The 13,666-nt window shown below is 62.4% G+C and carries 13 protein-coding genes; 4 read left to right on the forward strand and 9 right to left on the reverse strand.

The features are described 5' to 3' along the window. Window positions 1-190 precede the first annotated feature (190 nt). The 5 genes from B0G71_RS28515 to B0G71_RS28535 all read right to left on the reverse strand — a co-directional run bounded on the left by B0G71_RS28515 (window position 191) and on the right by B0G71_RS28535 (window position 5,164). The gene (locus B0G71_RS28515; RefSeq protein ID WP_106276843.1) at window positions 191-1,594 is read right to left on the reverse strand and encodes an MFS transporter; all 1,404 of its coding nucleotides are present in this window, start codon (window positions 1,592-1,594) and stop codon (window positions 191-193) included. 251 nt (window positions 1,595-1,845) lie between these two features. After that, window positions 1,846-2,610 carry an NTP transferase domain-containing protein gene (locus tag B0G71_RS28520; RefSeq protein ID WP_106276841.1) on the reverse strand — a complete coding sequence of 255 codons (765 nt, stop codon included), beginning with the start codon at window positions 2,608-2,610 and terminating at the stop codon, window positions 1,846-1,848. A gap of 27 nt (window positions 2,611-2,637) precedes the next feature. Then, window positions 2,638-3,657: a lysylphosphatidylglycerol synthase domain-containing protein gene (locus B0G71_RS28525; protein ID WP_116145976.1), complete on the reverse strand. Its 1,020-nt coding sequence runs from the start codon at window positions 3,655-3,657 to the stop codon at window positions 2,638-2,640. Beyond that, window positions 3,654-4,466: a 2OG-Fe(II) oxygenase gene (locus B0G71_RS28530; RefSeq protein WP_116123162.1), complete on the reverse strand. Its 813-nt coding sequence runs from the start codon at window positions 4,464-4,466 to the stop codon at window positions 3,654-3,656. The genes B0G71_RS28525 and B0G71_RS28530 overlap by 4 nt, the downstream gene beginning before the upstream one ends. Beyond that, the gene (locus B0G71_RS28535) at window positions 4,463-5,164 is read right to left on the reverse strand and encodes a CDP-alcohol phosphatidyltransferase family protein (protein ID WP_116145977.1); all 702 of its coding nucleotides are present in this window, start codon (window positions 5,162-5,164) and stop codon (window positions 4,463-4,465) included. The genes B0G71_RS28530 and B0G71_RS28535 overlap by 4 nt, the downstream gene beginning before the upstream one ends. 238 nt (window positions 5,165-5,402) lie before the next feature. Between B0G71_RS28535 and B0G71_RS28540 the strand changes: the two genes are divergently transcribed. Next, window positions 5,403-5,837: a hypothetical protein gene (locus B0G71_RS28540; protein WP_116145979.1), complete on the forward strand. Its 435-nt coding sequence runs from the start codon at window positions 5,403-5,405 to the stop codon at window positions 5,835-5,837. Between the two features lie 55 nt (window positions 5,838-5,892). Here the strand turns inward: B0G71_RS28540 and B0G71_RS28545 are convergent, their stop codons facing one another. Both B0G71_RS28545 and B0G71_RS28550 read right to left on the reverse strand, forming a co-directional pair. Beyond that, the gene (locus B0G71_RS28545) at window positions 5,893-7,845 is read right to left on the reverse strand and encodes a PhoX family phosphatase (protein ID WP_116145981.1); all 1,953 of its coding nucleotides are present in this window, start codon (window positions 7,843-7,845) and stop codon (window positions 5,893-5,895) included. Window positions 7,846-8,062: 217 nt separating this feature from the next. Further along, window positions 8,063-8,599 (reverse strand): hypothetical protein, encoded by a 537-nt coding sequence (locus tag B0G71_RS28550; protein WP_116145982.1) that lies wholly within the window; start codon window positions 8,597-8,599, stop codon window positions 8,063-8,065. Between the two features lie 625 nt (window positions 8,600-9,224). Here B0G71_RS28550 and B0G71_RS28555 point away from each other — a divergent pair. The 3 genes from B0G71_RS28555 (at window position 9,225) to B0G71_RS28565 (ending at window position 11,693) form a co-directional block, all read left to right on the forward strand. Continuing rightward, entirely contained in the window at window positions 9,225-10,373 is a 1,149-nt protein-coding gene (locus B0G71_RS28555; protein WP_106276824.1) for a porin, read from the forward strand. A gap of 195 nt (window positions 10,374-10,568) precedes the next feature. Continuing rightward, the gene (locus B0G71_RS28560) at window positions 10,569-11,039 is read left to right on the forward strand and encodes a hypothetical protein (protein ID WP_116145984.1); all 471 of its coding nucleotides are present in this window, start codon (window positions 10,569-10,571) and stop codon (window positions 11,037-11,039) included. A gap of 138 nt (window positions 11,040-11,177) precedes the next feature. After that, window positions 11,178-11,693, forward strand: coding sequence for a metal-dependent hydrolase (locus B0G71_RS28565; RefSeq protein WP_116145985.1), 516 nt, complete (start codon window positions 11,178-11,180; stop codon window positions 11,691-11,693). Window positions 11,694-11,696: 3 nt separating this feature from the next. On the opposite strand, the gene B0G71_RS28570 is transcribed toward B0G71_RS28565, so the two are convergent. Continuing rightward, entirely contained in the window at window positions 11,697-12,518 is an 822-nt protein-coding gene (locus B0G71_RS28570; RefSeq protein WP_116148947.1) for an AraC family transcriptional regulator, read from the reverse strand. Window positions 12,519-12,664: 146 nt separating this feature from the next. Then, window positions 12,665-13,591 carry a serine O-acetyltransferase EpsC gene (gene epsC, locus B0G71_RS28575; protein WP_116145987.1) on the reverse strand — a complete coding sequence of 309 codons (927 nt, stop codon included), beginning with the start codon at window positions 13,589-13,591 and terminating at the stop codon, window positions 12,665-12,667. Window positions 13,592-13,666 lie beyond the last annotated feature (75 nt).

Consider the following 13,666-nt stretch of genomic DNA (forward strand, 5'->3'; position numbering starts at 1 on the left):
ACTTTTATCCGATGAATACAGGTGTCTCGAGGGTTTATAACATGTGAACTACTCGCTTGCGAAGCCGCTAGATGTCGTAGGGTTCATGCTGCGGCACACAAAAAAACCGGTTGGACCGCGCCGGGAAGCGCGCGTCAAAACAGCCGGGACAGGCTTCTTCAACATGCGGCATGCCGCGCGGTACGGCGCTTTATGCGCGTCCGCGACTGCCGCGCGCAATCTCATCGCCGGCGTTGTGTGGCAGTCGAGCGGTAATCGGAATCGACATGAACGAGAACAGCCCGACCACCAGAAAAGCCGGCCAGAAATCAGAGAAAACAATGGTCGAATGACCCTGCACGTTATGCGAAATCTGCAGCACGATACCTGCGATCGTCACGCCGAGGCCCAGCGAAATTTGCTGGATCACGCTTGCGACACTCGTCGCGCGACCCACGTCGCGGCTCGGAATATCCGCGTATGCCAAAGTGTTCAACGACGTGAACTGCAGTGACGGAAAGAAACCGCCGAACAGCACGACGCACCAGATCAACCAATGCGGCGTGCCAGGAAAAAACAGACCGTAGACCGCGATGGCGAGGCCCGCGCAGCACGCGTTGAACATCAGCACCGTGCGGAAACCGAAACGCTCGAGAATGCGCGACGCGGCCGCCTTCATGAAGATCGAGCCGAATGCGGACGCGCAGGTAATCGACCCCGACTTGAACGCCGTCATGCCGAGGCCTTCCTGTAATGCAAGTGGCAACAGAAACGGCACCGCGCCGAGGCCGATGCGAAACAGCGAGCCACCCACCACGCTCGCGTGAAAACTCGGAATGCGCAGCAGCCGAAGATCGAGCACGGGCAATTCGACGCGGCTCGCGTACAGCACATACAGCGTCAGCAACACCACGCCGATCACGCACATGCCCACCGACACCGGGTTCGACACCAACTCGCCGCCCACTAGCGAGAGCCCCAGCATGAACAGCGACGCCCCGCTCGCGGACAAAAAGAAACCGGTCCAGTCGAGCCGGCCCGGATGCGCTTCGCGCACGTTGGCGATGTGTTTATTCGCGAGCCAGATGCCCAGCAGGCCGATTGGAATGTTGATGAAAAAGATCAGACGCCAGTGCAGATAGGTGGTGATGAAACCACCCAGCGGCGGCCCGACCACCGGTCCGAGCAAAGCCGGCACCGTCAGATAGTTGACTGCACGGATGAAGTCGGACTTCGGCACAGAACGGAAAATGATGATGCGGCCCACCGGCACCATCATCGCGCCGCCGAGGCCTTGCACGAATCGCGCAACCACAAACGTGCCGAGCGATGTGGAAGCCGCGCACATCAGCGAGCCGGCCATGAACACGCCGATCGCCGCGCGAAACACCGTGCGCGAACCGAAGCGGTCAGCGACCCAGCCGCAGATTGGAATGAAGACGCCGAGGCCGATGACATAAGCCGTCACGGCAAGCTTGAGGGTGATGGGATCCTGGCCGAGATCGCGCGCCAGAACCGGCAGCGACGTCACGATGACCGTGCCGTCCACGTTTTCCATGAACATCGCACACGCGACGATCAGCGGAACAATGAAAGTGCCTAAAGCGAGAGGCATTGGCATGGCGACGGGTTGCAAGGCCGCCTGTGTAAAGCGTCGATTATGGCATCGCATCGGCAACAGATGTTGTTGCGCGAGGTCTTTTCATTCGGATAGACACGCATGGTTGAACGCGCAACCACGCAGCGTCGCAACGCGTGAGTGCGCGATCCGTCAACTTACGTAAACGCAAAAGCAAACGCAAAAAGTTGAGCCGGCATTCAGCCGGCTCAACTTCCGATACGACAGCGAACCGGCAGACGGATGACTTAACGCGATGCGCTGACCAACGGCTGCAATTGCGGCAGGATCTCGGCGCTTGCGCGAGCCACGTCGTTCGGGAAGTCGATTTCGATCCAGGGCGCGCCGGTCACGTCCGCGGTATCGAACACCTGGCTGCGCTCCAGCAGCAGATCGCGCACCGCTTCTTCGTGCGGCAGATTGGCCCGCCCGCTGTCCACATAACCGGCCACGATCTGCGCGAAGCGTTGCGCGGTTTCCTGCCGGAAGCGGAAGAACCCGACCGATTCGCCGATCGTGTCGTACTCGAGATTGACCGCGAGCTGCTTGCGCAACTCGACCGGCACGCCGTCTTTCAGGCACAGCTTGACGGGTTCGTCGCCGGCTTCGAAATCACGATCGATCAACAGGCGGTTGACCGTCTCGCCCGCCACCAGAGCAGCCAGAATGCGCTCGTCGTAAAGCACGTCGGCGTCCATCAACAGCACGTCGCCGCCGCGCGTCAACGCCTCGGCCACCGTGTGCACCGTCAGCACGCTGCCCAGGTCGTAACGCGTGTTCAGCACGGTTTCCACCTTGTGCGGCCAGTTGATGCGCTCCAGTTCCGCCTGCACCGATTCCGGCTGAAAGCCGAGCGCCAGCACGACTTCAGTCACGCCGGCGGTTTCGAGCATTTGCAGATGCCGTTCGAGCAGGCTCATGCCGTCGAATTGCAACAGACACTTCGGGAACTGAGCTTCCGGCGGTTGCTGGAGACGCAGGCCGAGGCCCGCAGCGAGGATGATGGCACGCATGCGCGGTCCTTTGAAAAAATACGGAGTTTAATCGACAACCGGCACGCGCCCTGTCGCGCGGCGCCGTTGCCAGCTTCGTTCGCTGAAGTGCAGAACCAGCAGACCCGGCAAGCCTAGCAGGATTTCGCGGGCGCGCTTGGCGAGCGACAAGGCCAAGGCCGCGTCCGGCGGCAAACCGACCAGCGGCGCGAGCAGCAGATAGCCGCCTTCCTGCACGCCGAGCGAGCCGGGAATCATAAACGCCGCGCCGCGAATGGCCTGGCCCAGGCTTTCGAGCAACAACGCGTCGACCCAGTCGACCGGATGGCCGAGAAAGCGCAGCGCGAGCCACACTTCCACCGTGCCGACGATCCAGCCCACAAGACTCATTGCAAAGCTTGCCGCCACGCGGCCGCGTTCGCGGTACATGGCCTGCACGGCGGCGTCGACGGCTTCGGCGCGCGTCATCAGCGAAGACCAGTCGCGCTTGCCGAAAACCTTGGAGACCATGCCGAGCAAGCGCCCGAACAGGCCGCGCCGCTGCGCATAGTAAAACCCGACGATCATCGCGCCCAGCACGCCGGTCGCGATCAGCGTGGCAGTCCGCAGATCGTGCAGCGCGCCGTGCGCTGCGTAAGCGCCGAACAGCAAAAGTCCGCCCAGCGCGAAGATGATTTGCGCGAGCGCCTGCGCGGTCGTGCTCACCGTGATCGCCGCGGCCGCATCGCGCATGCGCATGCCACGCTGGGACAGTTGCCGCACCATGACCACCGGTCCGCCGATCTGGCCGGCCGGCAGCAGGCTATTCACCGACTCGCCGATCCAGCGCGCGAACAGCGCGTCGCGCCATGTCAGATCGTGATGAATGCCGTCGCGACGAGGATGGAACAACACCGAGATCGCGCCGGCATCGAGAAGCACCGGCACGAGGTGGAACGCCGCGACGAGCGCGAGTCCCCAGCCAGCGGTAAGCAGTGTCGAAGCAACCGAGCCGAAACCCTGCCACGCGAGCAGGCCGACAAACAGCGCTGTCCCGATCGACAGCAGAATCAGGGCCGCGCGGCTCATGCGCGGTCCTTCCCGCGTTGGGTCATCTGGCGAAAAACCTGGCGGAAGCCGAAGTACGCAATTGCGTCCTTCATGTTCGAGATGAAGCGGCGCCACGGCCGCATATTCGGATCGGTGACGTATTCGAAAGTGAGCGACACGCGCATTTCGTTCGCGCCGGCGGGCGTGATGCGATGCCGCAACTTGTCGCCGTCGAAGAACACGAGGCCACCGGGCGGAATCTGCACCGAGCCCGGCTGATCCGCCACATCCGGATTACGCGTGTGGAGTTCGTAGTCGAGCCGGCACGACGATTCGTCGATCACGCCGAGCAGCAGCGTATAGCGGCGGCCGTCATAGTACGAAGTATCGTAGTGCCAGCCGATGTGGTCGCCTTGCCGCGTGTAGTAGTAAAGCGCGTACGCATGCGGATCGTCGGCGGGCGAAAGCTGGAGTTTGTCGCCGCTCAGTTGCTCCAGCCAGCCGATCAATTCCTTCGAGCGGTACAGTTCGGCGATGAACGGCGCGAGGCGGTCGATCGTATGACGGCTGACACTGCCGCCCTGCTTGTGGCCCGGCAGATAGTTGCGGTTCACCTCGTCGAGCAGCGAACGCGCGCTATGCACGAGCTGCGCCGTGACTTCGGGCGCGAGAAAGTCTTCCAGATAAAGAAACGCGCCCTGCTCCGCGAAATCCTTGCGCAGACGCGGGTTGTCGAACCCGCGCGTGCGGCTCGCGACCGCCCGGTCGGCATTCGGTGCGGGCGATGCAGCCGGCGAACGTTCTAACGGAACTGACGCGATCACGTCGTTTTCGGCCTGCGTACTCATTCGCTGGCCCACATTTGACGGGTTTCGGACGTACTGGCGGCAGCCGGCGCCGGGCTGGCGGCACGGCGCGCAACGCGCCAGTAGTCGACCACCACCCAAACAGCGAAAAGCGGCGCGCCGATCGACGCAACCACGACGAAGGGCAAGACGACGCTAGTCAGTGTGACGATCGGCAGCAGATACAAAACATCTTCAGTTTCGAAACCGCCGACGGAGGCCTGCTTAGTGCCTGCCTTGCCCGCCATTTCCTCGATGCGCATGCGCAGGAAGAAAATCAGCGCGATCGCTACGCCGGCCACCGCGCCGAGCACACCCGGCGCGATTTTCAAGCCCGCGATATGCGAGGCGCCCGCTCCGACACCCATGCCGACGAACAACATCACGGTCACGAGCGCGTCGCAAGCAAGGTCGTAAAAATGACCGATCCGGCTCGACTTGCCACTGATGCGCGCGAGCTCGCCGTCCGTGTGGTCAACGAAGTTCGACAGCACGATCAGGAAGGCGCCGGCATTGGCCCACGCGAACCCGCCGTGAGCGAGGCACAGCGCGCCTGCCAGCCCGATCAGAAGGCGCAGCGTGGTCAGATGGTTCGGGGTGACCCGCGTGTTCACGAGCGGAGTCACGAGCCGGCGGGCGAGCCGCGCGTCCCATGTTCTGGGCGGCGGAACGTTAATTGGAGTTTCGGGTCGCGAATTCATAACCCGGAAATATATACGGGATCGCAAAAGATTGCTTTCTTCCCATACGTTTCGTTAGGCGCCGTTGGTTCCCGATCCGTGCTGCCTGCAAAGCAGGATTTGCCGAATCGCGATAAAGTACAAACCAGTTGCGCCTGTCAAGGGTATGACTTCGATGCGCAACGTCTTTTCGGGTCTCGACTTCACGCCACCGCCCGTTGCGAACACACTACATCGATTCAGGTGGCCGTCCACGCTTATGAAACGCGTTCTTTCGTCTGTACTCCTTGCTCTGGCAGCCGCCACGTTGCCGCTCGCCAGTTACGCCACCGCGCTCGATGCGCCGCTCGCCTGCAATGAAAGCGGCCATCAGTTCATTGCCGACCTCGCAGACCAACAGCTGATCGACCCGAAGCCCACGCGTGTGGAGAGCAACTCGATCAACGCCTTTTCGCCGACGTCCGGCGCGGATTTGACGGCATATGGCTTTCGGGTGTTCGCGGTGGTCGGATACGAAAAGGACGATCCCATGTTCCGTGTCGGCGACGGCGAACCGGTCGCGCGTTCGGCCTACGGCGTCGTGGTGTTCGGCAGCGAGGCGAAAGTGCGGAACGCGATTGCCGGCACCGGCAGCAGGGCGATCGTGCACCGCGTAGCGCCGCTGATTACGGCGATTTTTTGCAAGCGGAGTTGAGGCGGCAGGGGGCGGCAGGGCTTTGCGTGAATGACCGCTCGCCCCCGCCTTGGGCCTACAACTTAATCCCCGCCGGCTCCGCCGTCAGATACCCCACCGTCGCCCCGAAGCGGTCCTTATAGTTCGCCCGCACAAGCGGATCGAGCGTCGATTTGATCTTGTCGTGCAACGGACTTTCCCAGTCGCCGACGTGCTGAAAGTTGCTCATCACGTAAGTCCAGCCGTTGATTTCATCGACCGCGTGCAGGCCCGTCGACTCGGCGCCCGCCGGGCACGAAAGCACGCGGGCGAGCGTCTTCGTGTCGACGTTGTACGCCCACAGAAAGTTGTTCACGTGCATGCCGCTGTCCTCGCCGATGAAGAGCGTGCGCAGCTTCTCCGAGAACTTGAGGTTGTCCGGGTTGGCAATGCGCTCGGGATTCGCGGTGTTGCCGAGCGCGTCGGCCGTCGACAGATCCTCGCCGACCAGCGCCGCGGGCGCGGCCATGTCCACCGGCACCCATTCGCTGTTGATCGCGGCGCCGCCGCGGTCGCGCTGGCCGCCCTTCATGTTCAGCGCGTAGACCGCGCCGGCGCTGATTGTCTTATCGACGGCTACGTCGGTGGATGCGGCATTGCCGCGCACCATCGACTTCTCGATACGCGACATCGCCGAATACAACACCTTGTCCTTGATATTGACCGTCGTGCCTTCGAGCTTGGTGAAGCCCATGCTGCCGCCGGCCAGCGCCGCATAGCGATGCGTCTCGAGGAACGTTGCCGCCTGCGTCATGCCGGGCTTGACGCGCACCCAGTTGAATGTGCCGTTGTAGTTGATCTTCGTGTAGGCCGGATCGAGCGGATCTTTGGTCGCGACGTCCATGATGTCGCTGGCGCGCAGCTGATTGGCGAGCGCCTCGATTTCGTCGCTGGTCGCGTGGCCCAGCTTGATCCACGACAGCGTGGCCGCGCCCGCGCCGCTCGAAGACACCTGCGTCCACTTCGCGACGTATAACGTGCCCGCCGACAGATCGGCTTCGCGATCCGCGATGAACATGAACAGGCCGCCATTGGTGGCGTCGTCGCCCATCAGGACGGTGCGCTTGTCCGGCATCACCTGAATCAGTTCGTGCGAAATGCGGCCAAGGCAGTAGTGCTTTTTGATCGCGCCGGTGCCGTCCGGATTCACGGTGACTTCCGGCAGATGCCCGTAGTGATACGGGTTCGCGGTGGTTTCATCGCCATACAAGCTGCGGCTGAAGCCCTTGAACTGGCTGTTGCTGGCGATCGTGGTGGCGTCCGGCTCGTACTCTTCACTCGACAGATGCGTATTCCACGGCGACAGGCTCGCGCCGCAGGTGATCCACAAGCCATGGGCCTTCGATGTATCGACGTTCGAGTAGCCCGCCAGCGTGAGCTTGCCGGTAGCCGGGTCCTGGTCGAGCGTGAGCACGGCGATCGGCGACGGCAACTGGCCGTACATCGAGACCAGACTCTGATCGCGCGTGGTGTATTCGAATTGCACCACGGCGAATACCGCGTTGCCCTTGAGGCCCTTCACCGTGGGATTGTCGACGCGGATCAGCGAGCTGCCGTCCGGGCAATCCGAGTAGAACTGGCGCTCCTTGCCCGCCACCGATTTATCGACGATCGGCTGATTGTTGATGTCGAAATAGCCGCCGGCAAGAATCGTCCCGCCCTTCACGTTCGGCACGTTGTCGCCGGTGACGAAGAACGGCTGATACGCCAGCTTGAACGCGCGGCTGCTGCCGTCGCTCAGTTGTACCGTCAAGGTCGAGCCGACTGTGGTCTTCGCCATGGCGGCGGGGTCGGCCAGCGTCGGCGCGGCCATGCTGGCGAACGCCGCGGAGACGAAGTTGGCAACCGGTTTGACGGGCGTCGCCAGCTCGTCGCTGCCGCCGCAAGCGGTCAGCATCGAGGCCGTGGCGAGCCCTCCGAGCGGCAGCATCGGCGCGCCCACGAGAAGTTTCAAGGCCTTGCGGCGGGAAAGGTCGAGCGGCTCTGCCATGTTGTCGTGATCCAGTGTTTGGGTAGCGTGGATGAATGTACAGCCGGCACGCACTCGGACCCAAACCACATGGTTCACGCTCGCGCCGCTATGACGCGAGGATTCTATGAAGCAAATATGAAAGTATATTGACAGGCTTTAGTAATTTAAATCCAGGCCGTCGACAGACGACGCCGGCGAGCCCCGGAGCCTGCCGCCGGCCGCAGCGGCGCGGCTTTTAACCCGGACGGCGAAACTCGTTCTCGACCCACGCCGCCGCGCTTGCCTTGCTGAGCTTGAAGTTAGGCGCGACCTGCACTTGCGCGAGCTGCTCGCCGAATGTGTCGAGCGCGGTCAGCAATGCATAGGGCTCGTCTTCGTCGGGCACGATGTCGAGCGTGATGTCGAGTTCGCCGTTGCCGTCCGCGCTCGCCACGCGCACTTCCTTATGCAGTTGCGCGCGCAGTTGCTGCTCATGACGCCGCAGCACTTCAGACGCCGTCTTCACCAGCGTGTTGAATGCCGACGTGTCCAGCGGTTTCGGATCCTTCTTGTTGCGGCCCATCGTCCACGGACCGACGAGCGCGGGTTCCGCTTCGCCGTCCTTGATCATCGCGACGGCCCAGCCTTCGTCGTCCTCATTCTTGATGACGCGCGCGGTCCAGCCGTCGTCGCGCCACAGACGTGCTTCATGCACGGTTTCGCCCAGTTCGGACGTGCCTTCCGTCGTGAGATCTTCAGCGGTGTCGGACGATGGAAGGGGTAGATCGGTCATTGCAGGTTCACTCACGTTCGCGGGGGCGGAAACACATCTCAAGCGCGCAATTCTACCCGCCCCGCTCACGTCGGATGCGGCCCTCTGACGAACGGACAAGCCGCGGCAATCGCAACGGCAATCGAAATAATCTATTTCCGCATTTGCGAGAACTTATAAACCGACTATAAAAATACAAAAAACGCGGCCCGAAGGCCGCGCATAAAAATGAAAAAGACACCCTTGGTCAAGGGGCGAGACGAATTGTAAAACCGTAATTCAATGAGATAGATCCGGGAAATTGAAAGAGTGCATTGCGGGAAACAGAATAGATCGATCAAATATCTCAAAATAGACACCAACTTATACTGCCAGTGGCTTGCGGCAAGTCGTCGCGATCAGGCAACAATACGCTGTTGACACGGCCTTCCTGAATTCACCGTAAAATTGATTTTTCCTTTATTTATCCATACTTAAACAATTACCCATTCGCTATTACGAATTAGAAAAATCATTGTTGTGCCATCCGCAATTAAAGATACGAATAGCAGGAATACACTTCGCAGCGGATCGTCAGGCCGCCGGCGCAATTGGCGGTGAGCACTCGAATGCGATTCCCTATGCACTGTTTCGGAGCTATCTAACCATGAAAAAAACCCTCATCGCAGGCGTCCTCAGCGCGGTTGCCATCAGCGCTCATGCCCAGAGCAGCGTCACCCTATACGGCACGCTGGACGCCGGCCTCGTCTACTCGAATAACCAGGGTGGCCATAGCAACTGGCAACAAGGCAGCGGCTCGGCGTCGGACACCTACTTCGGCCTGCGTGGCAGCGAAGACCTCGGCGGCGGCCTGCATGCGATTTTTACGTTGGAGAGCGGCTTCAACCTGAATAACGGGCAGGACACGGAAAGCAACACGATGTTCAACCGTCAGGCGTTCGTCGGTCTGAAGAGCGATCAGTACGGTGCGCTGACGCTCGGCCGCCAATACGATTCCGTGGTCGACTACCTGGCGCCGCTGTCCGAAGCAGGCGCCGGCTACGGCAACAACCTCGCGGCGCACCCGCTCGATAACGACAACCTCGACAACTCGTTCTCGATCAAGAACGCCGTCAAGTACACGAGCGCGAATTACGCGGGGCTGAAGTTCGGCGGTCTGTACGGTTTCAGCAACTCGGCCGGTGATTTCTCCAACAACCGCGCATGGAGCGTCGGCGCTTCGTATGACAACGGTCCGTTGAGCGTTGCCGCCGCTTACCTGCAACTGAACCAATCCGGCAGTTCGAACCTGAGCGGCGCGGTGTCGCAAGGGGACGGCACGGCGGCGGTCGCGGCCAATCTGCAACGCACGTACGGCGCGGGCATCAACTACACGTACGGTCCGGCAACGGTCGGTTTCGTCTATACGCATACGCAGCTCGACGGCATCACTGGCGTGGACGTCGGCGGTACGACGCTGCCTGGCGTCGCCGGCACCAACCTGCACCTGGACAACTACGAAGTGAACGGCCGCTATGCGCTCACGCCGGCACTGAGCCTCGCGGCCTCGTATACGTTCACCGACGGCAAGATGTCCGGCTCGAATGGCTCGGGCGATCCGAAGTGGCACACGGTGTCTCTGCAAGGCGACTACTCGCTGAGCAAGCGCACCGACGTGTACGTGGAAGGCGTGTATCAGCATGCCTCGGGCGAACTCGGCAACTTCGGTTCGAACGTTGCGGCGATCAATACGCTCGCGCCGTCGTCGAACGGCAATCAGGTGGCGGCAGCAGTCGGCTTGCGTCACCGCTTCTAAGTATTTTCAGTTGATGCCTGCGGAGCGAATGATTCGATTCGCGGCGCACACAACCCGCGCGTGACACGCTCACGCGCGGGTTTTATGACTTTACGTTTAGACACAATGCCGATCGCCACGGATGGTGACGACGCGTGCACCCGATGGGTATACTGAGCCCGGCTGCCTTCCTTGCCGCAACGTTGCAACGTTGCGATGCCGTTGCGGTTGAACGGCGGCTTCGTCGCGAAGCATGACGTTGTGCTCTATCGCGTTGCGCTTCGCCCGCGCCCCAAGTTCCCGCGTACGACCGGGGACGCCGACGATCGGACCATGAAAAGACTTCTCCTGCTTGCCCCCGCAGCCGCCGCGCTCGCTGCCCTCGCCGGCTGCGGCTCTTCCAGCGGCCCAGCCCGCGACGCATCCCTGCCGATGATATACGTGTCTTCGCAACGCGCCCCCGCCTATGTCGCCGATTGCCTCGAAAGCCGATTGTCACGTGTGCGCACGTCGCACGTCGGCGGCGCGACGGAGATCGCCGTCGGCTCCGATTCGAACAACTCGTATTTCGTAACGCTGACGCCGTCGAATGCCGGCTCGGTCATCAAGGTGATGCATCCTGCCAACGCGCCGGACGATCCGCCGGAACCGGAAATGCGCTTCGATATTGCACGTTGCTCGACGTGAGCTTCGGCCACTCGCTTGCGATCTGAAGGTACGCCGACACGCGATTTTTTTAACTCGCGTGCCGGCTATTTTTTTATCCGCGCATCTGCGAACATAGCCGCCCTCTGTTCCTGAAGCGGCCCTCTGCCGTAAGTTTCGATGGCATCCAGCAAAGCACATCACGCCACCGGTTTTGCGGCCGGCGTCATCGCGGCGGCAATCGTCGCGCGCACCGGCGGCGGCGGTTCATTTCATGTCGGCGTGTTGTTGAGTTTCATCACAGGTGTGATCGGCAGTACGGCGCCGGACTGGCTGGAAGTCGCGTGGTGGTCGCGCGCGCGGCGTCTGTGGATCACGCATCGCACGCTGACGCATTGGGGCGTGGGATGGCTCGCGTTGCTCGCGGTGTCGTATCACTGGCTTGGGCATTCGCTCTATGCCGCGCCGGCGTTCGGATTCGCCTGTGGCGGCCTGATGCATCTGTTCGCCGATTGGCCGAATCCATTAGGCGTGCCATGGATTGCCGGGCGGCACTCGTTGAATCTCTGGAATAGCGGCCACTGCGATCTGATCGTGGTGGCGGCTTCGTGGGCGGCGGCGTGGTTTATCGGGCAGCACGTCTGGTTGCATGGCGTGCACGGCACGGCCTTGCTCCAGCATTTGCGGATCGGCTGAACCTCAGCGCAGCGCAGCCGCGTAGTTGGCGGGCGTTACGCCGAGCAGACGCACGAACGCGCGCGTCATATGACTCTGATCGGCAAAGCCCGCCGCGGCAGCCGCATCGGCAAGCGTCGCGCCCCGCGCGATCCATTGTCTGGCGAGCACCACGCGACGCTGCATTCGGTACGCGTGCGGCGGCAGACCCATTTCATGCGCGAAACCGCGCAACAACTGGAAACGGCTCATGCCGGTGTCGGCGGCGAGGTCGGCCAGCGTGAGTGGCGAAGAAGGGTCGTCGTCAATGCGTGCCTTTGCTCGCGCAATCGGACCCGACGCATCAGCCGACTGGGAGCGTGCTGGCCGCGTCGCATGAACGCGCACGACGTGCCCAAGCAGTTCGAGCAACGCCTCCTCGCGCGCCAGATCGTCCGGCACGATAGGCGCTTCCACCGCGACAGCGAACAGCCGCTCGAACAAACGCTTCAGCAAAGGATCGTGCGCGACCGGCTGCGTGAGTTCGAGCTCGCGCGCCGCCGCGCCGGTCAGCTCGCTCGCGGCCGTGACGAGCATCGACGGTTCGAAATACAACATGCGCCACGCGCGTCCGCGTTCGTCGAGCGGACTGCCGTCGTGCACTTCTCCGGGATTGACCATGATCGCGTCGTTGGCGCGCGCTTCGACGAGCCCACGTCCGCTCGCCGACCGATGCCCGCCGCTCACAATTACACCGACGCCGAAACGGTCGTGCGAGTGACGCGGAAACGCATGCGCCGTCTCGGCCACCGTGGCTTCGACGCCGCCGATCGCGCAGCGAGGCATATGGACGCGGCCGCGCGGCATGGTCATCGTTTAGCAGCTAAAGAGACGTTCGCGCATCGGCACACGCGGCGATTCGCAAGCCGGGCCGCCGTGCATCACCGCCGCCAGTTGTCGGCACGCTAGCCTTTGCATGAGGACACGCGGCCACGCGCGACCCAGGCCGCGTATCACTGCCGCCCCTCGTCGGACCGCTCACCCTCGCGGATCTTGCCTTGCGACACACTGCTGCCCGGCGGCACGCTGTGCGTGAGCCAAACATTGCCGCCGATCACCGAGCCGCGGCCGATCGTCACGCGCCCGAGAATCGTCGCACCGGCATAGATCACGACGTCGTCCTCGACGATCGGATGGCGCGCGTTGCCCTTGACGAGCGTGCCGTCGAGGTCCGCGGCGAAACTCTTCGCGCCGAGCGTCACGGCCTGATACACGCGCACGCGTTCGCCGATGATCGCCGTCTCGCCGATCACGACACCCGTGCCATGGTCGATAAAGAAGCTCGGCCCGATCGTCGCGCCCGGGTGAATATCGATGCCGGTTGCCGAGTGCGCGATCTCGTTGATGAAACGCGCCAGCAACGGCACACCCAGGCGATGCAGCGCATGTGCGAGGCGATGATGCGTCATCGCCCACACGCCCGGATAGCAAAGCAGAATTTCGGTGATGTGCTGCGCGGCCGGATCGCCGGTGAAAGCCGCCTGAATGTCGCTGACCAGCAATGCGCGGATGCCCGGCAATTGCGTGCCGAATTCACGCGCGATGTCGAATGCGCGCGCCTGCAAATCGGCGTCTGGCGTTTCGCCGAACTCCGGCAAAAAACGCAGGGCGCGGCGGATCTGTTCCGCGAGCAGCCGTAGCGTGCTTTCAAGCGTATGGCCGACGTAATAGTCGACGGTCTCGTCAGTCAGATCGGGCGCGCCGTAATGCGTGGGAAACAGCGCCGCGCGCAGTCCGGCGACAATGTTGACTACCGCTTCGCGCGATGGCAGCTCGCGAATACCGAGCGGATGCCGCGTGCGATGCAATTGTTCACGCGACGCGCGCAAGTCGGCGACGATCTTTTCGAGGCCCCAGTTCTGGGTAGGCACATTAGGCATAAAAGGACAGCGCCGCGCGGGAGCACGGTTCGAAGTGATTATGCCGAGAGATTACCGCGTTTTGCCGCGGCCCGC

Origin of the sequence: Paraburkholderia sp. BL27I4N3, from assembly GCF_003386115.1 — a bacterium.
Taxonomy (GTDB): Bacteria; Pseudomonadota; Gammaproteobacteria; order Burkholderiales; family Burkholderiaceae; genus Paraburkholderia.

Excerpts from the sequence above, each read along its gene's own strand:
- B0G71_RS28545 (WP_116145981.1), bottom strand. The coding sequence starts at position 7,845 with ATGGCAGAGCCGCTCGACCTTTCCCGCCGCAAGGCCTTGAAACTTCTC.
- B0G71_RS28555 (WP_106276824.1), top strand. The coding sequence starts at position 9,225 with ATGAAAAAAACCCTCATCGCAGGCGTCCTCAGCGCGGTTGCCATCAGC.
- B0G71_RS28525 (WP_116145976.1), bottom strand. The coding sequence starts at position 3,657 with ATGAGCCGCGCGGCCCTGATTCTGCTGTCGATCGGGACAGCGCTGTTT.
- B0G71_RS28515 (WP_106276843.1), bottom strand. The coding sequence starts at position 1,594 with ATGCCTCTCGCTTTAGGCACTTTCATTGTTCCGCTGATCGTCGCGTGT.
- B0G71_RS28535 (WP_116145977.1), bottom strand. The coding sequence starts at position 5,164 with ATGAATTCGCGACCCGAAACTCCAATTAACGTTCCGCCGCCCAGAACA.
- B0G71_RS28540 (WP_116145979.1), top strand. The coding sequence starts at position 5,403 with ATGAAACGCGTTCTTTCGTCTGTACTCCTTGCTCTGGCAGCCGCCACG.
- B0G71_RS28565 (WP_116145985.1), top strand. The coding sequence starts at position 11,178 with ATGGCATCCAGCAAAGCACATCACGCCACCGGTTTTGCGGCCGGCGTC.
- B0G71_RS28560 (WP_116145984.1), top strand. The coding sequence starts at position 10,569 with ATGCCGTTGCGGTTGAACGGCGGCTTCGTCGCGAAGCATGACGTTGTG.
- B0G71_RS28550 (WP_116145982.1), bottom strand. The coding sequence starts at position 8,599 with ATGACCGATCTACCCCTTCCATCGTCCGACACCGCTGAAGATCTCACG.
- B0G71_RS28520 (WP_106276841.1), bottom strand. The coding sequence starts at position 2,610 with ATGCGTGCCATCATCCTCGCTGCGGGCCTCGGCCTGCGTCTCCAGCAA.
- B0G71_RS28570 (WP_116148947.1), bottom strand. The coding sequence starts at position 12,518 with ATGCCGCGCGGCCGCGTCCATATGCCTCGCTGCGCGATCGGCGGCGTC.
- B0G71_RS28530 (WP_116123162.1), bottom strand. The coding sequence starts at position 4,466 with ATGAGTACGCAGGCCGAAAACGACGTGATCGCGTCAGTTCCGTTAGAA.
- epsC (WP_116145987.1), bottom strand. The coding sequence starts at position 13,591 with ATGCCTAATGTGCCTACCCAGAACTGGGGCCTCGAAAAGATCGTCGCC.